Source organism: Neisseria bergeri, assembly GCA_003044455.1.
Lineage (GTDB): Bacteria > Pseudomonadota > Gammaproteobacteria > Burkholderiales > Neisseriaceae > Neisseria > Neisseria bergeri.
In genome coordinates this window covers 68,911-91,172 of record POWY01000009.1, presented here as the reverse complement: position 1 = coordinate 91,172, position 22,262 = coordinate 68,911, and the positions used below count along the sequence as shown (strand labels likewise).

The following is a 22,262-nucleotide window of genomic DNA, read 5'->3' as shown; positions in this document are numbered from 1 at the left end:
TATATGGCTACCGTGGCAGCGACACGTTTTGAACCGCTTATTCGGGATTTCTACCAACGCCTGCTGTCCAAGGGTAAGCCGTATAAGGTTGCCGTTACGGCATGTATGCGCAAACTGCTGACGATATCGAATGCCCGGATGCGTGATTACTTTGCCGAAAACGGTACCACCGAAAACGGTATCCAAATGGCTTGATTTGAGTTTTGGTATTTTTGCCCGACGGGGTGAAAAATACAGTTGCTACAGCACTGCCCTATGCTGCAAGCCTTGGCGGTTACGCGTTCAAAGCGGAGGCTGCCGGGGTGTTCGATAGGGACGGGATGCGCCAAAAAATGTCCAATCGGCGGACACTTTATATATCGCACCCCGCCAAAGGGGCGCAATACTTTTTTTAATTCTGAAAAAAAAAAAAAATAGAAAAATCAGGATGCTTGTTCATCTTGGAAACGGCATCGGACATAAAGCCTGCATCACTTATGCGGCTGCAACGGCTTCCGCAAAATATGTGGCGCGCGTCCTCATCGGCGCAAATACAAACCCGTCCCACCGCCTTCAGACGGCATCGCCCTCCCCGCCCCTGTTGCGCGACAGCCAGCCGGCGGCAAAAGTGGCGGCGATGACGACAAACACGCCCAAAGCGGACACGGGCGATAAATGTTCGCCCAAAATCAAAACCGCCAACAACACGCCGACGACGGGTTCGAGCGAAATCAACAGTCCCGACACGTTTGCCGGAACACTGCCCGTACCTTTATTCCACAACCAATAGGCGTACCAGCTGCACCCCACGCCCAAATACAGCAGCGACACCACGCCCTGCCAGCTCCAATGCACGGTATAACTCTGCGCCAAGGCAAGTGAGAACGGCAGGCACATCAGCGATGCGGCGGCAATGGAAACAGATGTGAATGCCGGTGCGCCGATACGGGCAATCATCCGTTGAGTCGGGCGGACTGCCGTGCAGAAACCGATTCCTGCAAGCAGCACCAGAAAACAGCCGAACCAGCCGACTTCGCCGCCCTCTTCCGCACCGCCCGCCATCAGCAGCGCGACACCGGCAAATGCTGCCGCGCCGCATATCCAGTGGTAGGCACGCGCTTTGTCGTTGAAAAAGAAGTGTCCGACAAACACCATCAGCAACGGCTCGAGTCCGACGATGGTCGATGCGCTGGCGGCAGACGTGTATTTCAGTCCGATAAACTGCATCATTAGGGTGAATACATAACTGATGAAGGATACCGCCAGCAACGGCTTCCATTCCCTGCGCGGAATCTTGCCGACATGACGGCGGCAGGCAGGCAGCACCAAAAGCGCGGCAATCAGCAGACGCACGCCGACCATCAGCGCGGGATCGATGGCGGCATAGGCGTATTTGGCGGCAATAAACGAGCTGCTCCAGATAATCAGGGCAAGGATTTGGTAAAGCATCGGTATGTGCGGCAAAAGCCGTATTTTTTGGAATATGGGCAACAGTTTAACAAGCTGACGGAACAAAATACAGCAAAAGTACAGTGGTTTAAATTTAAACCGATACAGCGTTGCCCCGCCTTGTCCTGATTTTTGTTAAACCACTATATATAAAACCGCGTTTCAGACGGCATCCAAAACCCGGTGTTTCAGGGCGGGCAGGCGGTTGCGGACGCTATTCAGCCTGCCTGCATCGATGTCTGCCGTAACGATGCCTTCGCCTTCGGGCAATACGTCCAAAACTTCGCCCCACGGATCGACAATCATGCTGTGTCCGAACGTGCGCCTGCCGTTTTCGTGCAGCCCGCCCTGTGCCGCCGCCACGACGTAACATTGGTTTTCGACGGCACGCGTACGCAAAAGCAGCTCCCAATGCGCCTTGCCCGTCGTGTGCGTAAACGCAGCGGGCAGCATCAATACGTCAAACGGCAGCTGGCGGCGGAAAAATTCGGGAAAACGCAAGTCGTAACAGATGCCTGCCGCCACGGACACGCCGTCCGCCGACAGATGCGGCACTTCCCCGCCCGCGCGGATGGTATCGGCTTCGGCATAGCGTTCGCCCAAACCGGAAAAACCGAAGAGGTGCATTTTGTGGTACAGCCCCGTCCGTTTGCCGTCGCGCCCGTACACCAATAAAGTATTCATGACCCTGCACGCTTCGGGGCTTTGCAGCGGCACGGTTCCGCCGAACAGCACCACGCCGCACGCTTTCGCCGTTTCCGCCAATGCCGTCTGAAAGCGTCCGCCGCCCAAAGGCTCGGCAAGCGCGAGTTTGTCGGCATCGTTTGCGCCCATCAGCACCCAATATTCGGGCAGCAGCACCCAATCCGCACCCTGCTCCGCCGCCCGTGCGACCAGGCGTTTCATGGCGGCAACGTTGGTTTCAGGCGACACGCCCGACACCATCTGCACGGCGGCAACTCTGATTTTGTCCATTTCTTCTCCTTTTCCCTGCCGACCTTGCGGCATATTCCGCCGATAGGCTACCATGACGGCACTTTGCGAAAACCGTTTACACAAATGCCCATTTTGAACCATATTGCCCTCATCGGTGTAGGGCTGATCGGCGGTTCGTTCGTTCTCGACCTCAAAAGGCAGGGACTCGTCCGCACCGTTACCGGTATCGACACCGACCGCGACAACCTCGAACGTGCATTGGAACGCGGCGTGATTGACCGTGCGTCCGTTGCCATCGACGCGGACAGCATCGGCAGTGCGGATTTGGTGCTGATTGCCACGCCCGTCGCCACCGTTCCCGCCATTTTGACCGCGCTGCGCCCCGTTTTGCCGGAACACACTTGGATTTCCGATGTCGGCAGCACCAAATCTTCGGTCATCGAAGCCTTCCGCCGCTGTCTGCCCGACCGCCTGCACCACTGCATCGCCGCCCATCCGATTGCCGGTTCCGACAAAAGCGGGGCAGATTCGGCGCAGTACGGTCTGTTCAAAAACAGAAAACTCATCATCACACCACACGGCGGCGAAGATTCAGACGGCATCGCATTGGTAGAAAACCTGTGGCGCGCGGTCGGTGCGGAAATTTATACGATGGACGCGCAAAAACACGACGCGGTTTTCGCCGCCGTCTCCCATATGCCCCACCTGACCGCCTTTGCCTATGTCCACCAGCTTTTCGACCACCCCGACGGGAAGGCGTATCTGAAATTTGCCGCCACGGGCTTTCAGGACTTTACCCGCATCGCTTCCGGCCACCCTGCTGTGTGGGCGGACATCTGCCTTGCCAACAGGGACAACCTGTTGGAGCTGATTCGGGGCTTGGGCAGGCAGTTGGACACTTTGGAAACCATCCTGCTTAACCGGGACCGTCCCGCCCTGTACTGTTATCTTGAAGAAGCCAAAACCACACGCGACGGCTGGTCTGATGAAAATTGATGTTCAGACGGCATCGCGCCCAAACCGAAACCGCCGCAGACCGAAAATCTGCGGCGGTTTTGCTCAACCCGGCCTGCCGTCGGCACGCGGACGGATCAGCCACGGGATGTATTTCCACGCATACACCAGCAGCGCGAGGGCGAACAAAACCGACGACGTGCGGATGCTGTGCGTGTAGGCAGTGCCGGAAGAAAATACGGCAACCATGCGGACGGCGGTTGCCGCCATCATCAGCCAAAACGCAACGGGAACGGCTTTGGGCGGCGGATAAATCGGATTGCCCGTATGACCGAGCGCGGTACGCGCCATCATGCCCAAAGTCAGCACGCCGATACCTCCGACCCCGATCAGGTGCACGCCCAAATTGAGGAAGGCGGGTTTGAAATAAGACGCGCCGACCGCAATCAGCCCCAATCCGGTAAACAGATAACCGGCAAACAGAATCCACAGCATCGGTTCTTTCAACACGGCCCTATACCACCAACGGTAAACCTGTACGGTAAAAATCACACCTGCCGCAAAGGCAAAAACGGCCGACAGCCAAGGCATCACGCCGTGCGCCATCAGCATGGCGGTCAGCATGGGCAGCCACAGCGAAGCCTGCGCCACCCATTTCGGACTGGGAATCTGCGGCACATTCAACCGTTTGGACGTAAAAAACGAAATAATCCTCATCCCAATCAGGCCGATAAAGCCCGACACCATAATCAGCCCCGACTGCAAACCGCTCAAGAGTCCGCCTAGGTTGCCGTTGTGCAATTGGACGTGGAACGCTGCGTGCGTACCGCCCAAGACGAACAGCGCGAACACGGCGACATAGTTGCGTTGATTCTGCGAACGGATAACGGGCAAAGCCATGCACACCGCGCCGTACCAGAAAAACAGCGTACCGAGTATGCCGCTTGCCGACGCACCCCAACCCGGGATAAAGGCAGCAATCCGCGCCGCCAGCCAAAAGGCGGTCAGCCCGGCCAAAACCCCGCCCTGCGTGGGCGGCTGTCCCGTCCATGTGGCAACGGCGGTCAGCAGGAAGGCGACGACGACCAGTCCGGCATAACCCCAAATCATCTCATGCGCGTGCCAATAGAAACCAGACAGCTCATGCGTTCCCGTGTAGCCGAAGCCCCACAGCAATACGGACAATGCGCCGTACAGTGCCGCCAGCGAATAAAACGGGCGGAACGCCATTGCCCAGACGGGGTGTTTGGTAAATGCGCTCATTCGTGTTCCTTATTTGTCGTTAATATATTCAGCCCTCCGAACCGGCGGGCTCGGACGGCAAAAACGGTTCGGCGGCGGGAAACAGCTCGCGTTCTTCAAAGCGCGCGTGATCGCGGAGCGTAACGGCAAAATCCGTGTTCCATATTTTGCTCCCGTATTCGGGTTGCGCCATCATCTGCCGCAGTCGGGCGTGGTCTTTCTCGAAACGTTGTTTCAATTCGGGGGCGACATTCTGCCAAATCGGGGCAAACTTGGCTTCTTCTTCGCAAAAATGGATTTCCAGTTCGGCAAAATGCGGTTCGAGTTCGTCCCGATGCCCTTCTTCCGGCGTACGCAGCAGCCGCACGCACAGGGAAAGCGAATGGTGGTGGTCGCGCGAAAGTCCAATAAGTGCCGAATGTCGTTTCAACGGTTTCATGATTTTGAGTTATAATAATAAATTATCAAACGGCAGCCCGCCTGTTTCAGACGGCATACTGCCGCGAACAGGCTGCATTCTACCGCCCTGACTGACAAAGTTTCAACCTTTAAGGTATTTTCTGTGAAACTTGGACAGCGACAATAAAAATAACGAACCATACTGGAAAAATCATGTATCTGACCCAACATACGGACTACGGTCTACGCGTCCTCATCTATGCCGCCATCAATGACGATATGCTTGTCAATATCGGCACCATTGCCGAAACATACGGTATTTCCAAAAGTCATTTAATGAAGGTGGTTACTTCGCTGGTCAAAGGCGGGTTCTTACACAGCATACGCGGAAAAGGCGGCGGCCTGAGGCTTGCCGCTCCGCCCGACTGCATCAATATCGGTGCGGTCGTCCGTCATCTCGAACCGATGCAGCTGGTCGAGTGCATGGGCGAGAACAACGAATGCCTGATTACACCGTCCTGCCGTCTGACAGGCATACTCGGCGGCGCGATGAAGTCGTTTTTCACGTATCTGGACGGTTTTACGCTGCAAGACCTGCTCAACAAGCCGACCTACGACCTGCTCTACGAACCGAGAATCCCGATTGTAACGCAACATTAAGGCTGCAAAAGGCTGCAAAAATGCCGTCTGAAACACAAACCGCCTCCGGAGGCAGTTCGGTTTCAGACGGCATTTCTTTATTCAGACCAAATTACAGACCGGCGGCTGCTTTCAATGCGGCCGCTTTGTCGGTGCGCTCCCAAGTAAATTCAGGCTCTTCGCGGCCGAAGTGGCCGTAGGCGGCGGATTTGCCGTAAATCGGGCGCAAGAGGTCGAGCATTTGGACGATGCCTTTGGGGCGCAGGTCGAAATGTTCGCGAACTAAGGCAATCAGTTTTTCTTCGCTGATTTTGCCTGTGCCGAAGGTATCGATGGAAATCGAAGTCGGTTCGGCAACGCCGATGGCGTAGGAAACCTGAATCTGACATTGGGTTGCCAAACCCGCAGCGACGATGTTTTTCGCAACATAACGGCAGGCGTAAGCGGCGGAACGGTCGACTTTGGACGGGTCTTTGCCGGAGAACGCGCCGCCGCCGTGCGGAGCTGCGCCGCCGTAGGTATCGACGATGATTTTACGGCCGGTCAAACCGCAGTCGCCTTGCGGACCGCCGATGACGAAGCGGCCGGTCGGGTTGATCAGGTATTTGGTTTCGGCGGTCAGCATTTCGGGCGGCAGAACGGGCTTGATAATCTGCTCGATCACGGCTTTACTCAGTTCTTCATGGCTGATGGCAGGGTCGTGCTGGGTGGACAGGACGACGGTGTCGATGCGTTTTACCTTGCCGGTTTCGCTGTCGTAAACCACGGTCAGCTGCGCTTTTGCGTCGGGACGCAACCACGGCAGGCGGCCGTCTTTGCGCAATTCGCTTTGACGCTGCATCAGGCGGTGGCTGTAATAGATGGCAAACGGCATCAGGGTCGGGGTTTCGTCGCAGGCGTAGCCGAACATCAGGCCTTGGTCGCCCGCGCCTTGGTTCAAGTCGATGCCTTCGCCTTCGTTCACGCCTTGGGCGATGTCCGGAGATTGTTGGTCGTAGTACACGCCGACTGCGCAGCCGTTGGCATCAAAGCCCAGCTCGGAGGAGTTGTAGCCGATGCGTTTGATGGTTTCGCGTGCGACTTTGATGTAGTCCACTTGGGCGGTGGTGGTGATTTCGCCCGCCAATACGCACAAGCCTGTGTTGACCAAAGTTTCCGCCGCGACACGCGCTTTGGGGTCTTGCGCCAAGATGGCATCCAAAATTGCATCAGATACTTGGTCGGCAACTTTATCCGGATGGCCTTCGGATACCGATTCGGAAGTAAACAGATATTCGCTCATTGAGATTTTCCTTGAAAAACAAACCATCTTCTTCAGACGGCATGTTGTATGAACATAATGTCGACAGCGGGAAATATAGCAAAATTTCCCTATTCGTGCCATCCAGTTGAGAAACATTCCCATTTAAATGGTATAGTGGATTAAATTTAAATCAGGACAAGGCGACGAAGCCGCAGACAGTACAATAGTACGGCAAGGCGAGGCAACGCTGTACTGGTTTAAATTTAATCCACTATACTTTGGAATCTCTGCCCGTACGTTTCTTACAGGCAAAAAAATTCCCGCATCAAGCGGGTTTGGATTGCCTTTGCGGCCACATCAGCTTTTCAACCGTCCACCTTACTTTTCCTTTTGAAAAGCAGGTTGGCATGGAATTCCCAACTCTTGATGCAAGCGGGTGATGTTAGCAGAAAAGCCTTTCCACCGCAAGCCGTTCCCTTTTTCAGACGGCATCTTTCGTTTACAATTCGGGCTGTTTCCCCCTTTCACCCCCTGCTATGTACACCTTATTGACCGCCCTGCTCAAATCCTTTTCCCTGCTGCCCCTGCCCTTTCTGCACAAATTAGGTGTTTTCCTCGGACATCTGGCGTTTTACCTGCGTAAAGAAGACCGGGCACGCATTATTGCCAATATGCGTCAGGCGGGTTTGAACCCCGACACGCAGACGGTCAAAGCCGTTTTTGCGGAAACGGCAAAATGCGGTTTGGAACTCGCCCCCGCGTTTTTCAAAAAGCCGGAAGACATCGAAACGCTGTTCCAATCGGTACACGGCTGGGAACACGTGCAACAGGCTTTGGATAAGGGCGAAGGGCTGCTGTTCATCACGCCGCACATCGGCAGCTACGATTTGGGCGGACGCTACATCAGCCAGCAGCTTCCGTTCCCGCTGACCGCCATGTACAAACCGCCGAAAATCAAAGCGATAGACAAAGTGATGCAGGCAGGCAGGGTGCGCGGCAAAGGTAAAACCGCGCCCACCGACATGCAAGGGGTCAAACAAATCATCAAGGCCCTGCGTGCGGGCGAAGCAACCATCGTCCTGCCCGACCACGTCCCCTCCCCTCAAGAAGGCGGGGAAGGCGTATGGGCGGACTTTTTCGGCAAACCTGCCTATACGATGACGCTGGCGGCAAGATTGGCAAACGTCAAAGGCGTGAAAACCCTGTTTTTCTGCTGCGAACGCCTGCCCGACGGACAAGGCTTTGTGTTGCACATCCGCCCCGTCCAAGGGGAATTGAACGGCGACAAAGCCCATGATGCCGCCGTGTTCAACCGCAATACCGAATATTGGATACGCCGTTTTCCGACGCAGTATCTGTTTATGTACAACCGCTACAAAACGCCGTAAACATATGGAAATGCCGTCTGAACAGGTTTCAGACGGCATTTTGTCATTTGACGATTTCAGACAACGGCCAGCGCGGGCGTACATTAAATGCACCGGCTTCCCTACCCGTTTTCAAATGCATCGCGCCTGCAAAGGCAATCATGGCACCGTTGTCCGTGCAGTATGCCATCGGCGGGAAAAACACGCTGACTTTTTCGGACGGATGTTTCGGCTTGCCTTTGGGGGTCGGGATTTGCACCGTCATGTTGCCGAACGTTTCGCGCAGCTTCCAATTCGCACCGACACCGCCTGCCACAACCAGCGTCCTGAATCCCGTCTGCAACAGGGCTTTTTTCACTTTTGCCTCCAACACATCTACCACCGCATCTTGAAACGCACGGCAGATGTCGTTGCGGGTTTGCTCGGGTATGGTTTCCGAACCGTTTGCCTCACGCACTTTTTCAACGGCAGTCAAAACAGCGGTTTTCAATCCCGAAAAACTCATCTGCAAATCGTCGGAATGAATCATCGGGCGTGGGAAAATAAAGGCATCGGGGCTGCCCAATTTGGCAAGTTCGGAAAGCTTTGCGCCACCCGGATACGGCAATCCGAGCAATTTTGCCGTTTTATCGAATGCCTCGCCCGCCGCATCATCGACGCTCTCGCCCAAAAGCTCGTAGTTGCCTATGCCCCTGACCGCCATAATCTGCGTATGCCCGCCCGAAACCAACAGCGCGACAAAAGGAAAGTCAGGTTTTTCCTCCGCCAACAGCGGCGACAGCAGATGTCCTTCCAAATGATGGACGGGAATGACAGGCTTGTCCAATGCCAAAGCCAGCGCGTTGGCATAGCTCGAACCCGCCAGCAGCGCGCCGCCCAAACCGGGCCCCTGCGTAAAGGCAACCGCGTCAATGTCGCCATACGATGCGCCCGCCTGCGCCAAACAGCCTTCAGTCAACGGAACAAGGCGGCGGATATGGTCGCGGCTTGCCAATTCCGGCACAACCCCACCGTATTCGGCGTGCATTGCCATTTGAGTGTGCAGGCAATGCGCCCGCAATCCGCGTTCAGTGTCGTACAGCGCAACGCCTGTTTCGTCGCAAGAAGATTCGATTCCTAATACCAACATGGTCTGATGCCGTCTAAAAACTGAAAAACATATTTTAGCGGATTTCGGCACGACTGCCGTATCCCCAAAACGGAACATGCCGTCTGAAGACCGTTCAGACGGCATATTCTGCCTGATTCAAAGCGTTCCGTAAGAATGCAGCCCGCTCAAAAACATATTCACGCCGATAAAGGCAAATGCGGTTACGAACAAACCGATAATCGCCCACCACGCCAGCACTTTGCCGCGCCAGCCTGCCACCAGCCGCAAATGCAGCCAAACGGCGTAATTGAGCCAGACGATGAACGCCCACGTCTCTTTCGGATCCCAACTCCAATAGCGTCCCCAAGCATCCGCCGCCCACAGCGCACCCAAAATGGTAGCAATGGTAAAGAACAGAAAGCCGACGGCAATCGCCTTATACATCACCTCGTCGATCAATGCCGACGGCGGCAGCCACAGTTTTCCGCCTTTTTCTTCCGCACGCAGGGAAACCAGTTCGGCAATACCGAGCATCGCGGAAATACAAAACGCGCCGTAACCGATAAAGTTTGCCGGAACGTGGATTTTCATCCACCAAGACTGGAGCGCGGGAATCAGCGGCTGGATGGTATGCGCCTCACGCGACACGCTGTACCACAAGACAAATCCAACCACGACCGCCATAAAGCCGAACACGAAGCCGCCCAATTTCTGTACGGCGAATTTGCCCTCGTAATACAGATACATCAGCGCGGTAATGACCAGAAACAGGATGAAGACTTCATAAAGGTTGGACACGGGGATATGCCCGGCATCGGGACGGAGCAGGTAGCTTTCGTGCCAACGTACCAGCAGACCGGTAAAGCCCGCTACGGCAGACACCCATGCAAACACGGTTCCCATACCCAACAGCGTGTTGGTCGGCACATTTTTTACTCTTGCCAAAACCGCGCCCGAAATATAGGCGAACAGGGCGAAGAAGACAAAAGCACACTGCCACATAATCGCCGATTGGCTGCTGAGGAAATACCGCAACAGGAAAATCTCTGCCGATTTGATGTCGCCTCCGTACAAACCGACGGCAGCATAAGCAAACAATATGCACAGTGGCACAAACCAGCGCATCGGTTTGAAAAACCAACCCAAAAACACGGCAATACCGGCACTCGCCCACAACATGACCGTTTCGTAAATGTCCATATGCATACCGGAACGGGTCTGTACGAAAACCGTACCCGCAAAAACCAGCGCGGCAAACACCCAATCCCAAATATTCAAATTACGGATAAAAGACTTTCGAACCAGCAGCTCGTGTTCCGGAAGGGTTTTATAGTGTTCAGTCATGATTCAAGTCCTTGCCGAGCCGTTGCAGACTCTCGACGTGTTTTGGAAATTCCTTCTGCAAATCCCGTTCGCTGCGGGCCGAAGACATGGCAAAACGGATTTTGCCGTCTGAAAACAATACCCACGCCCGTTTTTCGCGCACATAAAACATAAATACCGTACCCAAAACCAACAATACCGAGCCGAGATAGACCAAAAGCGCACCCGGCGAACGGGTCATCTGCAAACCTGAAGAGCGCACTTCCGAAAACCCGTCAAGCTGGAGCAGCATAGGGGCGGGATATTCCGTCAGCCCCGTATAGGCATCCATACTGTGCAGCAGGAAACGGTTCCGCGCTTCATCCTGCTGCCATTCCGGCAAGCCGTACCGGCGTATGGTTTCATCCAAAGCAGCGTCCATCACGCCGTAAAGCATTTCGTAGAAATAGCCCTGCATTTTCTCCTGCTGCTCTTTCGGGATATTGGACGTAATAAATTCGTCCAATCCCAAATAGCCTTTTTGTGCAAAGATGTTCAGCGTGTTTTCTGCCGCCAGCATGAATTGTTCGCGGATTTCGGCAGGTGCGTCTTTGGTTGCGTCGGCAACCAGACGTTTGCGCCCTTCCCCATCTTTCAAAAACTCGCGCAATGCCATGAAAGTGTCCGCTTTCCCTTGTTTGTCCAAAGGAATACGCAGCCAACGGTATTGCTGTTGCAAACCGCTGCGCGTGCCGGTAATCCAAAAATAATCCTGTTCCTGCAAAACCGGCAGCATATAGTTTTTATATTCGACCGCCTGCCCTGCCGCATCACGAATGCGGTACACGATGGAAGGACCGATATTAGTGTATTTTTTACCCTCCTGAGTAACGGCGCGGACATCGTTCAGCGTGGATTTCAGACTTTTTTCCCGTTTCCCATCCTCACTCATGTCCTCCACGTTCATCGAAGTAAACTGATCAAATTCAAGACGGTATTTATGCCTGCCGATTTCCAACGGGAACTGCCGCATGGAGGTTGCCTTCAACACGACAGGCTCGCGCGAAGCATCACCCAGATTCCACGCCTTAAATGCCAAATCCGAACCACCATCCGCAAAGCTTGCCTGATAAATGGTAATACCGTGCAAGGTCAGCGGATGATTGACCCGTATGGTCCGCTCGAGTTTCTCACCGGTTGCCTTGTCCATTACTTCAATATCGCTGGCAAAATCGCGCGGCATACCCGTATTGTAAAAGTCGATATGGAATTTTTTCAGTTTGACTTCAAAAGGCAAGTCCTGAACCAGCATTCCGTTGTCAGCATTCAGGAAAACTACGTCTGCACTTTGCCCTTCGGAAATATTAACGTTGCCCCTAAATGAGAGATTGGACGCACCCAAAATACTTTCGGGTTTGAAATCCTTAGCATAAACTGCCTGATTATCCGGGACAATCCGTCCGGTCAGCATACCCAGCTTCAACAGCAGGTTGCTGTCTATCAGACCGCCCAAACAAATGACAATCAAAGCAATATGGGCAAAGATATAGCCCCATTTGTTCATTGTGCCTTTTTTAGCTGCAATCAAAACCGAACCGTCTTCACGGTTAATGGTTTTTCCCTGAAAACCCTGCACCTCCAGATAACGTTTGGCAACTTCGGGGGCAATTTTTACATCCAACAGCGAAGAATGGCGCATCGCCGCCAGAGATTTTTCTTTAACCTTTTCCCGAAAAGACTTCATTTCGCGCCAGAACGGCGGCACATTGCGAATCAGGCACAAACTGGTCGAGATGACCAAAAAGAGCATAATGACAACGAACCATGCCGAAGCATAGACATCATACAGTCCCAGAAAACCAAAAATCTGCACCCAAAACGGTCCGAATTTGACCAAATAATCTGTCTGCGGCTGGTTTTGCTGCAACACCGTACCGATAACCGATGCAATACCCAGCAGACTGAGCAAGGCGACCGCAAAGCGCATGGAGCTGAAAAAAGCGAACCACGGACGGGAAAGAAGTGGGGGAGATATACGGGATTTACTCATTGTGTGTTTATTCCGCCATCAGGAATATGGGAAAGCAGAATTGGGCAAACAGAAAACAACGCCCCGATTCTACTGTCTTGATGCTTTTTATTTCAAGACAATGAAGACAGCCTGCATCGATTCCAACGGTTGCGATTGAAAAAACTTATCGCAGAATTGTCTGAAGCCGTCTGAAAACTTTTCAGACGGCCTCTAAAACAGACTATTGCGGAATTAACGCAAACCTTGGATAAAGTTGGCAACCGCTTTCAAATCTTCTTCAGACATACGGTTTGCAATATCCGCCATAATGGCATTTTTGCGCTGACCGGACTTGTAGGCATTCATCTGTTCGACAATATATGCCTGATGCTGGCCGCCCAAACGCGGATAAGCCTGAATCTCGCTTCCGCCGCCCGGCATACCCGCACCGCTCGGACCGTGGCAGGACATACACGCCGGCAATTTTTTATCGCTCAAACCGCCGCGATAGATTTTCGCACCCAATTCGGGATTTTCTTTCGGATTCGTCTCACCCGATTTCGGCTGTTGTTTGGCATAGAACGCGGATACGTTCAAAATATCCTGATCGCTCAAATTCATTACCATCGGCTTCATCACGGCTGCCGAACCGTGGGTGCGTTTGCCGTCACGGATGCCGATGGTTTGATGATAGATGTAAGCAGTATGCTGTGCCGCCAAACGCGGATACATCGCAATGCCGCTGTTACCGTCTGCTGCATGGCAAGCCGCACAAACCGTTGCGGCAACCTGTTTGCCTTTTTCCACGTCCGCTTTGGGAGATGCGGAAACCGCACCGGCAGCCAAAACAAAGGCCAATAAAGTCAATCGTTTCATGGAGTGCTCCTGATTACAGCATTGGATAACGCAACAATGCTCTTTTTATATTCAAATACGGGATTTTTGACCCGATTAAAACCGATGATTCTGCAAACGTGATATTCTATACTAAATTTACATTAAATTACTACTGTGTTTCACATAAAACCAACCGCATATTTTGCTGTCGGACAAACGGCGGCGGAAAAACAAGGATATGCCCATGAACCTTTTTCAAAACGCCAAATTCTTCACGACGGTAAACCATCTCAAAGACCTGCCGGACACATCGCTCGAAATTGCCTTTGTCGGCAGGAGCAATGCCGGAAAATCCAGTGCCATCAATACCCTGACCAACCATGTCCGTCTTGCCTACGTTTCAAAAACACCGGGACGGACGCAGCATATCAACTTTTTCGAGCTGCAAAACGGCAATTTTATGGTCGATTTGCCCGGCTACGGTTATGCCCAAGTCCCCGAAGCGGTACGCGCACATTGGGTCAATCTGCTCGGCGACTACCTCCGCCATCGGAAACAGCTTATCGGTCTGATTCTGATTATGGATGCCCGCCATCCTTTAAAAGAACTCGACATCCGTATGCTGGACTTTTTCCACACGACCGGCAGACCGGTTCACATCCTTCTGTCAAAAGCCGACAAATTATCCAAAAACGAACAGATAAAAACCCTGTCCCAAGTCAAAAAACTGCTCAAACCTTATTCCGACAGGCAAAACATCAGCGTACAGCTGTTTTCCAGCCTGAAAAAACAAGGTATTGACGAGACCAACCGAACTGTCGGAAGCTGGTTTGACGCAGCAGATGCCGCCGCTTCCTCTCCAGAGGAAAACTGACCCCAATTATACGGAAACCGTATTTCCCCCACTTGACCGACCGCAAACATTTAAAAAATTGCCACTGCCAAATCTAAAATGCCGTCTGAAAGACTTTTCAGACGGCATTTTGCGGAGTCTTTAAAACAGAGAATCCAACTGCTGCTGTTTGGAATCCGTATTGCTCGGAAGCACCGGCGTTTCCTGTACGTCCTGACGCGTTTCGTCAGACCTTCCCTGCTGTTCTTTTTCTACTGCCGCTTCATCATCTTCTTTTGCCCGTCGGGAAGGTTGCGGCGCAATACCGCTGTTGTCCAGCATCAAGCCTGGATCGGTTACCATACGTTCTTTCATATAGTATTCGCCATTGCTGCTGACCACACCTTCAGGCATTTTCATCCCTTTGCCCTGCTTTCCTTTCAACGCAAAACGCATATAGTCCACCCAAACCGGAACGGCAATCGTACCGCCGTAACCGGCACGCCCCATACTTTTAGGTTTGTCAAAACCGATATATACGGCAGTGACCACATCGGGGTTAAACCCGACAAACCACGCATCTTTATTGTCGTTGGTCGTACCCGTTTTACCGGCGATGTCCGACCTGCCCAGCGCGGTCGCGCCCCTTGCCGTACCGACGCGGACGACATCCTGCATAATCTTATACATAATATAGGCATTGCGCGGATCGATTGCCTGAGGCGCATTTTGCCCCGCCACCAAAGGCTGCATTTGTGCGCGCAACCTGCCCTCGCTGTCATAAATTTTATCGATGACGTACGAAGAAACCCTATAACCCCCGTTTGCGAACACGCTGTATGCCTCCGCTATCCTCAACGGTGTCGTCTCGCCCGTACCTAAAGCCATAGACAGGCTGACAGGCAGCTCGGACGGTTTGAAGCCGAAACGCCGGATATACTGTTGCGCGTAACCGACACCGATAGACATCAAAATACGGATGGAAACCATATTTTTGGAAGCCGTCAGTGCCTGCCTTAAAGTGATATATCCCGAATATCTGCCGTCTGAATTTTTAGGTGTCCAAACCGAACCGTTCGGCCCTTTCCCCGGCAGAGAAATCGGCGCGTCGTTAACCATTGTAGAGGCAGTCATACCCTTAGATAAAGCTGCCGAATAAACAAACGGCTTAAATGTCGAACCCGGCTGCCGCATAGCTTGGGCGGCACGGTTGAATGTTTTGCTGTGGAAGTCATAACCGCCGACCAGCGCGCGCACCGCACCGGTTTTGGCATCCAAGGAAACCAAAGCACCCTGCAGGAGCGGCTCTTGAACCACTACCCAACGCCCGCCATTGTTCCTAACACGTATAACCGAACCCCTGCGGATACGGTCCTCTCCCATTTTTTCATTATTGACCGCGCGGGCTGCAAAACCTAAGGAACGGCCGTCAAGCGTAACCCGCTTACCACTGGGCAACTGTATGACGACATTTTTCTTTTTAGTCACATCCAATACGACAGCGGGAACCATTTTATCGACGGTATAAAGTCCCGAAAGATACTGGCTGACAGTCTCTTCGACATCTTCACTCTTACTCAAATCGATATAGTTTTCCGCACCACGATAACTGCTGCCGCGATCAAAATTCCGCAACGCTTTACGCAACGCCTCTGTTGCTACTTTCTGATGATCGGTACGGACCGTGGTATAAACCTTAAAACCCTGCGTATAGGCATCTTCACCATATTTCTCATACAGTTCCTGACGCACCATTTCTGCAACATATAGAGCACTCTGATCAATTTTCTGGACAAACCGCTCATAATGCAGTTCCTCACTCAACGCCTGATCGCGCTGTTGCAAGGTAATCATCTTTTCCTCAAGCATGTTGTTCAAAATATACTTTTGACGCAACTTGGCTCGTTCCGGATTAACAATAGGGTTATAGGCAGATGGAGCCTTAGGCAGCCCCGCCAGCATGGCGGCTTCCGCCAGAGTCAACTCTTTGACATCTTTATTAAAATAGATTTGCGCAGCAGACGCGAAACCATAAGCGCGCTGACCCAAATAAATTTGATTGAAATACAGCTCAAGGATTTTATCCTTACTCAAAGACTGCTCAATTTTATAAGCAAGCAACGCCTCATTGAACTTCCGTGTAAATGTCTTTTCACTGCTCAAATAAAAATTCTTCGCCACCTGCTGCGTAATCGTACTCGCACCCGACTGCACGCTGCCGGACACGACATTGCCGACGGCAGCGCGGGCAACACCCCAAACATCCACCCCCCAATGCCGGTAAAAGCGTTTGTCCTCGGCGGCGATAACCGCATTCCGCAACACCTCGGGGAAATCGCCGATTTTTGTAAATTCGCGCCGCTGCTCCCCATACATACCGATGACTTCTCCATCCGCCGAATAAATAGTCAACGGCATTTTAGGCTGGTAATGCTGCAAAGAATCCAAAGACGGCAGTTTCGGATACGTTACCAAAATAGCAATGGCAACCAGCCCCACTCCAAATACACATAATCCCAAAACCAAACCAAAACAGGTAGTTATAATCTTTTTAATCATAGCTGAATGATAATTTACCATTATCGGTATTAAATAAAGTAAAATAGCAGCCGATTTCTACAAAGCACAGTTTCAACGTGTAAAAAACAAGAAATCCATTACGGATACCGAAACGGTTACTCACTGTACAAATAAAGTAGGAACTTCATCATGCGCTTGTTTAACAGCTTGAAAAACCCTAAAAAAACAGATGCCAAGCCCCCAAAGAAATCCTCAGGGCTCAATAACCGCACGGCAATCGGCGTCGACATCGACCAACATTCCATCAAAATGGTCCAATTGTCAGGACGTAGTTTAAACCAAATCCAATTGGAAAAATACATTATTGTCAAACTGCCGAAAAATATTGTCCAAGGCAACAAAGTTCAAAATTACGATCAACTTGTTACATATTTGCAACAAGCCTATGCCGAACTGGGTGCTTCGTGCAAAAACATCATCGCATCCGTCCCGCAAAATCTGACAACCATCGAACAATTGACCTACACGGCCAAAGATGCGGAATTGGATCTGCAGGGGTTCGTGGAGTCCTCCATCTCCGAAGTCAGCTCGATATCGCTCGAAGAAGCCAATTACGACTATCAGGTCTTGTCCCAATCGGCCGCCGGCGAAGCTGTTTTGGCCGTCGCATCGAGAAAGGATGAAATCGAACCACTGATTGACGCATTCAACGCCGCCGGTATGAAATTATCCGCGCTTGATGTGGACATTTTCGGGCAATACAACGCCTACGCGCTGTGGATAAACCATTTCGCCCCCGAACTTGCAGCCGAAAAAGTCGCCATTTTCGGCGTATATGCCGCACAAACCTACGCCTTGGTCATCCAAGACGGAAAAATCCTATACAAACAGGAAACCTCCGTCAGCGAAGAACAGCTCAACCAACTCATCCAGCGCACCTATCAGGTGACAGAAGAAAAAGCGGAAGAAATCATCAACTCCCCGCAAAAACCTTCCGATTACCAAGAAAGAGTGGCAGACCATTTCAACCAGCAGATTACCCAAGAAATACAAAGGGTCTTGCAGTTTTATTACACCACGCAGACCGCAGACGATATGACCGACATCAAGCATATCCTGCTGACGGGGGAAGCGGTGCGCCAGGAAGGCATCGCCCAAACCGTCGCCTCGCAAACCAATGCGGATGTACAATGCGTCCATCCCGCGCGTTATTTTGCGGACGACCTCAAAACAGACAAACAACAATTCGAACTTGATGCGCCGACACTGACCAGGGCGTTCGGTTTGGCGGTACGGGGATTATAATTATGAACAATTTAATCAAAATCAACCTCCTCCCCTACAGGGAAGAGATGGACAAGCGCAAACAGCAGCAGTTTAAAATGCTGATGTACGGCGCCGTGCTGACGGGCGTTGCCGCCGTTGCGGCAACCTACCTGTTTATCGACAACATGATCAATAACCAGTCGGAAAGAAACACGCTGCTGGAAACCTCCATCGCACACTTGGATACCGAGCTGTCGGAAATACAAAAGCTCAAACAGGAAAAAGATGCCTTCCTGATTAAGAAAAACAAAATCGAGGAACTCCAACTCAAACGCCTCCAAGCCGCAAAAATCCTCGACAGCCTGAATGAGGCCGTCCCCGAAAGCACCTACCTGACCTCGCTGGATGCCGTTACCGCCGACTCTTACCGGCTCAACGGCAGGACATCCAGCGACAACCGCGTTGCCGCCATGATGAGGGCGATGCCTAATACCGGCATATTCAAGCAACCCGAATTATTAAGCATCAAGAAAAACAATTCGTATCAAGAATTTACCCTTCAGGCAACATTACAACCTATCGTAAAGGCGGCCGAATCCAAAGAGAATCCGGCTTCGGGAAATGCACAGGAGGCAAACTGAATGGCTTCTAAATCATCTAAAACCAACTTGGATCTCAACAATCTTCACCTGCTCAACCTTCCTGCCAGGCTTTTTATCGCCCTGCTGGTCGTTGCCGCCATGCTGGGGCTCGGTTATGCCGGATTGTTCAAAAGCCAGATGGAATCCCTTGAGGAATATGAAGCAAAAGAAACCGAACTGAAAAACACCTACAAACAGAAAAGTATCGACGCGGCCAGTTTGGACAACCTGAAAGAAGAGCTTGCCGCCATCCGATCCGCCTTCAACATTATGCTGAAACAGCTTCCGACCGATTCCGAAATTCCCAATCTGGTTCAAGAGCTTCATCAGGCGGGTTCGAGCAACGGCCTGCGCTTGGACAGCGTCATACCGCAGCCGCCTGTTGACGACGGTCCGATACAAAGGCTGCCCTATTCCATTTCCATTACTGGAAACTACAATCAAATCAACCAGTTCACGCGCGATGTCGGCAGCCTTTCGCGGATTATCACCCTTGAATCGCTCAAAATCACCCAATCCTCCGAAAACGGAGGGGGGGCGGACGGCAAAAGCAACATCCTGAACCTCAGCGCCATTGCCACTACCTATAAGGCAAAATCCATAGAAGAACTTGCCGCACAACAGCAGGCTGCAGAAGCGGCACAAAATGCCGAACAAAAATAACTTATGTTAGGGAAACCATGAAATATTACGCCTTATTCATCAGCCTTGCCGCCCTATCCGCCTGTTCCCAAGATGCTGAAGACCTGAACGGGTGGATGGCTCAGACACAGCAGGAAGCCAAAGCAGGAATCATACCTTTCCAAGCACCGACCCTGCCGGTCGCGCCGGTATACAGCCCCCCTCAGACGACAGGACCCAACGCTTTCGATTTCCACCGAATGGAAGCCGCCAAAAAAGGGGGTAACGCCCCCGACACCAAGCGTATTAAAGAAACGCTGGAAAAATTCAGCCTGGAAAACATACGCTATGTCGGCATTGTGAAGTCCGGTCAGAAAGTATCCGGCTTCGTTGAAGCCGACGGTTATGTCTACACAGTCGGCATCGGCAACTATTTGGGGCAAAATTACGGTAAAATCCAAAGCATTACCGACGACAGCATCGTTTTGAACGAATTAATCGAAGACGGTACGGGCAACTGGGTTTCCCGCAGGGCGGAACTGCCTCTGAACGCTTCCGACAAAAACACCGAACAAGCGGCAGCACCCGCCGCAGAACAAAATTAAGAAGGGGATTAATCCATATGAATACCAAACTGACAAAAATCATTTCCGGCCTGTTTGTCGCAACCGCCGCCTTTCAGACGGCATCGGCAGGAAACATTACAGACATCAAAGTCTCCTCCCTGCCCAACAAACAGAAAATCGTCAAAGTCAGCTTTGACAAAGAAGTTGTCAACCCGACCGGCTTCATAACCTCCTCACCGGCCCGCATCGCCTTGGACTTTGAACAAACCGGCATTTCCATGGATCAACAGGTACTCGAGTATGCCGACCCTCTGTTGAGCAAAATCAGTGCCGCACAAAACAGCAGCCGTGCGCGTCTGGTTCTGAATCTGAACAAACCGGGCCAATACAATACCGAAGTACGCGGAAATGAAGTTTGGATTCTCATCAACGAATCGGACGATACCACATCCGCCCCCACCCGCCCCGCCGTAAAAGCCGCGCCTGCCGCACCGGCAAAACAACAGGCTGCCGCGCCGTTTACCGAGTCCGTAGTATCCGTATCCGCCCCATTCAGCCCCGCAACACAACAAACGGCGGCTGTACAGGCAAAACAAACCAATATCGATTTCCGCAAAGACGGCAAAAATGCCGGCATTATCGAATTGGCGGCATTAGGCTTTGCCGGGCAGCCCGACATCAGCCAACAGCGCGACCACATCATCGTTACGCTGAAAAACCATACCCTGCCGACCGCGCTCCAACGCAGTTTGGATGTGGCAGACTTCAAAACACCGGTTCAAAAGGTTACGCTGAAACGCTTCAATAACGACACCCAGCTGATTATCACAACAGTCGGCAACTGGGAACTCGTCAACAAATCCGCCGCGCCCGGATACTTTACCTTCCAAGTCCTGCCGAAAAAACAAAACCTCGAGTCAGGCGGCGTGAACAATGCGCCCAAAACCTTCAAAGGCCGGAAAATCTCCCTTGACTTCCAAGATGTCGAAGTCCGCACCATCCTGCAGATTTTGGCAAAAGAATCCGGGATGAACATTGTTGCCAGCGATTCCGTCAACGGCAAAATGACCCTCTCCCTCAAAGACGTACCTTGGGATCAGGCTTTGGATTTGGTTATGCAGGCGCGCAACCTCGATATGCGCCAGCAAGGGAACATCGTCAACATCGCGCCCCGCGACGAACTGCTTGCCAAAGACAAAGCCCTCTTGCAGGCAGAAAAAGACATTGCCGATCTGGGTGCGCTGTATTCCCAAAACTTCCAGTTGAAATACAAAAACGTAGAAGAATTCCGCAGCATCCTGCGTTTGGACAATGCCGACACGACCGGAAACCGCAACACGCTTATCAGCGGCAGGGGCAGCGTGCTGATCGATCCCGCCACCAACACCCTGATTGTTACCGACACCCGCAGCGTCATCGAAAAATTCCGCAAACTGATTGACGAATTGGACGTGCCCGCGCAACAAGTGATGATTGAGGCGCGTATCGTCGAAGCGGCAGACGGCTTCTCGCGCGATTTGGGCGTTAAATTCGGCGCGACAGGCAAGAAAAAACTGAAAGATGCAGACCGCGCATTCGGCTGGGGTGTGAACTCGGGTTTTGAAGGCGGCGACGGCAAATGGTCTGCCCAAACCAGCATCAACCTGCCGGTTGCCGCTGCCGCAAACAGCATTTCGCTGGTGCGCGCGATTTCCTCCGGCGCGTTGAATTTGGAATTGTCCGCATCCGAGTCGCTTTCAAAAACCAAAACGCTTGCCAATCCGCGCGTACTGACCCAAAACCGGAAAGAAGCCAAAATCGAATCCGGTACGGAAATCCCCTTCCAAGACACTTCAAGTTCGGGCGGTAGCAGCAGCACGACCACAACCTTCAAAAAAGCCGTCTTGGGGCTGACCGTTACGCCGAACATCACGCCCGACGGGCAAATCATTATGACCGTCAAAATCAATAAAGACACACCTGTCGACTGTACCGTAAAAGATGAGACGACCAAGTGTATCCAAACCAAAAACCTGAATACGCAGGCTATGGTTGAAAACGGCGGCACTTTGATTGTAGGCGGCATTTATGAAGAAGAGAACGGCAATACGCTGACCAAAGTCCCCCTGTTGGGCGACATCCCCGTTATCGGCAACCTCTTTAAAACACGCGGGAAAAGCACCAACCGCCGCGAACTGCTGATTTTCATTACCCCGAGGATTATGGATACGGCCGGCAACAGCCTGCGCTATTGATGCGGCAAAATAAGGGCATATGTTTACGGCATATGCCCTTTCTTTATGCTTTTGCCGCGCCCGAAATGCCGTCATTCCCGCGCAGGCGGGAATCCAACTTGTCCGGTTTCGCTTGTTTTTCGTCTCGTAACTTT

19 protein-coding genes, 2 pseudogenes and 1 riboswitch are annotated in these 22,262 nt (G+C 52.3%); of the genes and pseudogenes, 11 read left to right on the top strand and 10 right to left on the bottom strand.

Annotated elements, in window-relative coordinates; translation table 11 throughout:
• Nucleotides 1–195: pseudogene (locus DBY86_RS09440) on the top strand (IS110 family transposase); the annotation flags it as partial.
• A 357-nt stretch (nucleotides 196–552) separates the two neighbouring features.
• Here the strand turns inward: DBY86_RS09440 and DBY86_RS09430 are convergent.
• On the bottom strand, nucleotides 553–1,428 hold the full coding sequence (locus tag DBY86_RS09430; RefSeq protein ID WP_107819782.1) for a DMT family transporter: 876 nt from the start codon (nucleotides 1,426–1,428) through the stop codon (nucleotides 553–555).
• A gap of 162 nt (nucleotides 1,429–1,590) precedes the next feature.
• Nucleotides 1,591–2,403, bottom strand: coding sequence for a carbon-nitrogen hydrolase family protein (locus DBY86_RS09425; protein WP_107819781.1), 813 nt, complete (start codon nucleotides 2,401–2,403; stop codon nucleotides 1,591–1,593).
• 84 nt (nucleotides 2,404–2,487) lie between these two features.
• Between DBY86_RS09425 and DBY86_RS09420 the strand changes: the two genes are divergently transcribed.
• Entirely contained in the window at nucleotides 2,488–3,360 is an 873-nt protein-coding gene (locus tag DBY86_RS09420) for a prephenate dehydrogenase (protein ID WP_107819780.1), read from the top strand.
• A gap of 63 nt (nucleotides 3,361–3,423) precedes the next feature.
• Here DBY86_RS09420 and DBY86_RS09415 read toward each other — a convergent pair whose 3' ends face one another.
• Together DBY86_RS09415 and DBY86_RS09410 are read right to left on the bottom strand one after the other, a co-directional pair.
• Nucleotides 3,424–4,581 (bottom strand): NnrS family protein, encoded by a 1,158-nt coding sequence (locus DBY86_RS09415; RefSeq protein WP_107819779.1) that lies wholly within the window; start codon nucleotides 4,579–4,581, stop codon nucleotides 3,424–3,426.
• A 28-nt stretch (nucleotides 4,582–4,609) separates the two neighbouring features.
• Nucleotides 4,610–4,999 (bottom strand): hypothetical protein, encoded by a 390-nt coding sequence (locus DBY86_RS09410; RefSeq protein ID WP_107819778.1) that lies wholly within the window; start codon nucleotides 4,997–4,999, stop codon nucleotides 4,610–4,612.
• A 173-nt stretch (nucleotides 5,000–5,172) separates the two neighbouring features.
• On the opposite strand from DBY86_RS09410, the gene DBY86_RS09400 reads away from it, so the two are divergent.
• Nucleotides 5,173–5,619, top strand: coding sequence for an Rrf2 family transcriptional regulator (locus DBY86_RS09400; protein ID WP_107819776.1), 447 nt, complete (start codon nucleotides 5,173–5,175; stop codon nucleotides 5,617–5,619).
• A 91-nt stretch (nucleotides 5,620–5,710) separates the two neighbouring features.
• Here the strand turns inward: DBY86_RS09400 and metK are convergent, their stop codons facing one another.
• Nucleotides 5,711–6,880, bottom strand: a complete 1,170-nt coding sequence (gene metK / locus DBY86_RS09395; protein WP_107819775.1) for a methionine adenosyltransferase — start codon at nucleotides 6,878–6,880, stop codon at nucleotides 5,711–5,713.
• Nucleotides 6,881–7,011: 131 nt separating this feature from the next.
• Between metK and DBY86_RS13105 the strand changes: the two are divergent.
• Both DBY86_RS13105 and DBY86_RS09390 read left to right on the top strand, forming a co-directional pair.
• Nucleotides 7,012–7,142, top strand: a pseudogene (locus DBY86_RS13105) (IS5/IS1182 family transposase); the annotation flags it as partial.
• Nucleotides 7,143–7,167: 25 nt separating this feature from the next.
• Nucleotides 7,168–7,276: riboswitch (SAM-I-IV-variant riboswitch) on the bottom strand.
• A gap of 101 nt (nucleotides 7,277–7,377) precedes the next feature.
• Nucleotides 7,378–8,229 carry a lysophospholipid acyltransferase family protein gene (locus tag DBY86_RS09390; RefSeq protein ID WP_107819774.1) on the top strand — a complete coding sequence of 284 codons (852 nt, stop codon included), beginning with the start codon at nucleotides 7,378–7,380 and terminating at the stop codon, nucleotides 8,227–8,229.
• Between the two features lie 43 nt (nucleotides 8,230–8,272).
• Here the strand turns inward: DBY86_RS09390 and tsaD are convergent, their stop codons facing one another.
• From tsaD to DBY86_RS09365, 4 genes are all read right to left on the bottom strand, one after another.
• Nucleotides 8,273–9,337, bottom strand: coding sequence for a tRNA (adenosine(37)-N6)-threonylcarbamoyltransferase complex transferase subunit TsaD (gene tsaD / locus DBY86_RS09385; RefSeq protein ID WP_107819773.1), 1,065 nt, complete (start codon nucleotides 9,335–9,337; stop codon nucleotides 8,273–8,275).
• 117 nt (nucleotides 9,338–9,454) lie between these two features.
• Nucleotides 9,455–10,642, bottom strand: a complete 1,188-nt coding sequence (gene ccsB / locus DBY86_RS09380) for a c-type cytochrome biogenesis protein CcsB (protein ID WP_107819772.1) — start codon at nucleotides 10,640–10,642, stop codon at nucleotides 9,455–9,457.
• Nucleotides 10,635–12,587, bottom strand: a complete 1,953-nt coding sequence (locus DBY86_RS09375; protein ID WP_199901084.1) for a cytochrome c biogenesis protein ResB — start codon at nucleotides 12,585–12,587, stop codon at nucleotides 10,635–10,637. Before DBY86_RS09375 ends, ccsB begins: the two co-directional genes overlap by 8 nt.
• Before the next feature lie 276 nt (nucleotides 12,588–12,863).
• Nucleotides 12,864–13,487 carry a c-type cytochrome gene (locus DBY86_RS09365; protein ID WP_107819770.1) on the bottom strand — a complete coding sequence of 208 codons (624 nt, stop codon included), beginning with the start codon at nucleotides 13,485–13,487 and terminating at the stop codon, nucleotides 12,864–12,866.
• A gap of 205 nt (nucleotides 13,488–13,692) precedes the next feature.
• Here DBY86_RS09365 and yihA point away from each other — a divergent pair, with 205 nt between their 5' ends.
• Nucleotides 13,693–14,322 carry a ribosome biogenesis GTP-binding protein YihA/YsxC gene (gene yihA / locus DBY86_RS09360; RefSeq protein WP_107819769.1) on the top strand — a complete coding sequence of 210 codons (630 nt, stop codon included), beginning with the start codon at nucleotides 13,693–13,695 and terminating at the stop codon, nucleotides 14,320–14,322.
• A 120-nt stretch (nucleotides 14,323–14,442) separates the two neighbouring features.
• On the opposite strand, the gene DBY86_RS09355 is transcribed toward yihA, so the two are convergent.
• Entirely contained in the window at nucleotides 14,443–16,839 is a 2,397-nt protein-coding gene (locus DBY86_RS09355; protein WP_107819768.1) for a penicillin-binding protein 1A, read from the bottom strand.
• Between the two features lie 150 nt (nucleotides 16,840–16,989).
• Between DBY86_RS09355 and pilM the strand changes: the two genes are divergently transcribed.
• From pilM to pilQ, 5 genes are read left to right on the top strand one after another with little or no spacing between them, the layout of a single operon-like run.
• On the top strand, nucleotides 16,990–18,105 hold the full coding sequence (gene pilM / locus DBY86_RS09350; protein WP_107819767.1) for a type IV pilus biogenesis protein PilM: 1,116 nt from the start codon (nucleotides 16,990–16,992) through the stop codon (nucleotides 18,103–18,105).
• 2 nt (nucleotides 18,106–18,107) lie between these two features.
• Nucleotides 18,108–18,707: a PilN domain-containing protein gene (locus DBY86_RS09345; RefSeq protein WP_107819766.1), complete on the top strand. Its 600-nt coding sequence runs from the start codon at nucleotides 18,108–18,110 to the stop codon at nucleotides 18,705–18,707.
• Entirely contained in the window at nucleotides 18,708–19,370 is a 663-nt protein-coding gene (locus tag DBY86_RS09340; protein ID WP_107819765.1) for a type IV pilus inner membrane component PilO, read from the top strand.
• Nucleotides 19,371–19,387: 17 nt separating this feature from the next.
• Nucleotides 19,388–19,933: a pilus assembly protein PilP gene (locus tag DBY86_RS09335; protein ID WP_107819764.1), complete on the top strand. Its 546-nt coding sequence runs from the start codon at nucleotides 19,388–19,390 to the stop codon at nucleotides 19,931–19,933.
• 17 nt (nucleotides 19,934–19,950) lie between these two features.
• A complete protein-coding gene (pilQ, locus tag DBY86_RS09330) occupies nucleotides 19,951–22,128 on the top strand; it encodes a type IV pilus secretin PilQ (protein WP_107819763.1) in 2,178 nt (725 codons plus the stop codon).
• Nucleotides 22,129–22,262: the final 134 nt, after the last annotated feature.

Bases quoted from the DNA above. Each gene is read 5' to 3' on its own strand.
- DBY86_RS09430 (WP_107819782.1), bottom strand. From the start codon at position 1,428: ATGCTTTACCAAATCCTTGCCCTGATTATCTGGAGCAGCTCGTTTATT.
- DBY86_RS09340 (WP_107819765.1), top strand. From the start codon at position 18,708: ATGGCTTCTAAATCATCTAAAACCAACTTGGATCTCAACAATCTTCAC.
- DBY86_RS09410 (WP_107819778.1), bottom strand. From the start codon at position 4,999: ATGAAACCGTTGAAACGACATTCGGCACTTATTGGACTTTCGCGCGAC.
- DBY86_RS09355 (WP_107819768.1), bottom strand. From the start codon at position 16,839: ATGATTAAAAAGATTATAACTACCTGTTTTGGTTTGGTTTTGGGATTA.
- metK (WP_107819775.1), bottom strand. From the start codon at position 6,880: ATGAGCGAATATCTGTTTACTTCCGAATCGGTATCCGAAGGCCATCCG.
- DBY86_RS09420 (WP_107819780.1), top strand. From the start codon at position 2,488: ATGCCCATTTTGAACCATATTGCCCTCATCGGTGTAGGGCTGATCGGC.
- DBY86_RS09400 (WP_107819776.1), top strand. From the start codon at position 5,173: ATGTATCTGACCCAACATACGGACTACGGTCTACGCGTCCTCATCTAT.
- DBY86_RS09390 (WP_107819774.1), top strand. From the start codon at position 7,378: ATGTACACCTTATTGACCGCCCTGCTCAAATCCTTTTCCCTGCTGCCC.
- pilQ (WP_107819763.1), top strand. From the start codon at position 19,951: ATGAATACCAAACTGACAAAAATCATTTCCGGCCTGTTTGTCGCAACC.
- tsaD (WP_107819773.1), bottom strand. From the start codon at position 9,337: ATGTTGGTATTAGGAATCGAATCTTCTTGCGACGAAACAGGCGTTGCG.
- yihA (WP_107819769.1), top strand. From the start codon at position 13,693: ATGAACCTTTTTCAAAACGCCAAATTCTTCACGACGGTAAACCATCTC.
- DBY86_RS09335 (WP_107819764.1), top strand. From the start codon at position 19,388: ATGAAATATTACGCCTTATTCATCAGCCTTGCCGCCCTATCCGCCTGT.
- DBY86_RS09375 (WP_199901084.1), bottom strand. From the start codon at position 12,587: ATGCGCTTTGCGGTCGCCTTGCTCAGTCTGCTGGGTATTGCATCGGTT.
- pilM (WP_107819767.1), top strand. From the start codon at position 16,990: ATGCGCTTGTTTAACAGCTTGAAAAACCCTAAAAAAACAGATGCCAAG.
- DBY86_RS09415 (WP_107819779.1), bottom strand. From the start codon at position 4,581: ATGAGCGCATTTACCAAACACCCCGTCTGGGCAATGGCGTTCCGCCCG.
- ccsB (WP_107819772.1), bottom strand. From the start codon at position 10,642: ATGACTGAACACTATAAAACCCTTCCGGAACACGAGCTGCTGGTTCGA.
- DBY86_RS09345 (WP_107819766.1), top strand. From the start codon at position 18,108: ATGAACAATTTAATCAAAATCAACCTCCTCCCCTACAGGGAAGAGATG.
- DBY86_RS09425 (WP_107819781.1), bottom strand. From the start codon at position 2,403: ATGGACAAAATCAGAGTTGCCGCCGTGCAGATGGTGTCGGGCGTGTCG.
- DBY86_RS09365 (WP_107819770.1), bottom strand. From the start codon at position 13,487: ATGAAACGATTGACTTTATTGGCCTTTGTTTTGGCTGCCGGTGCGGTT.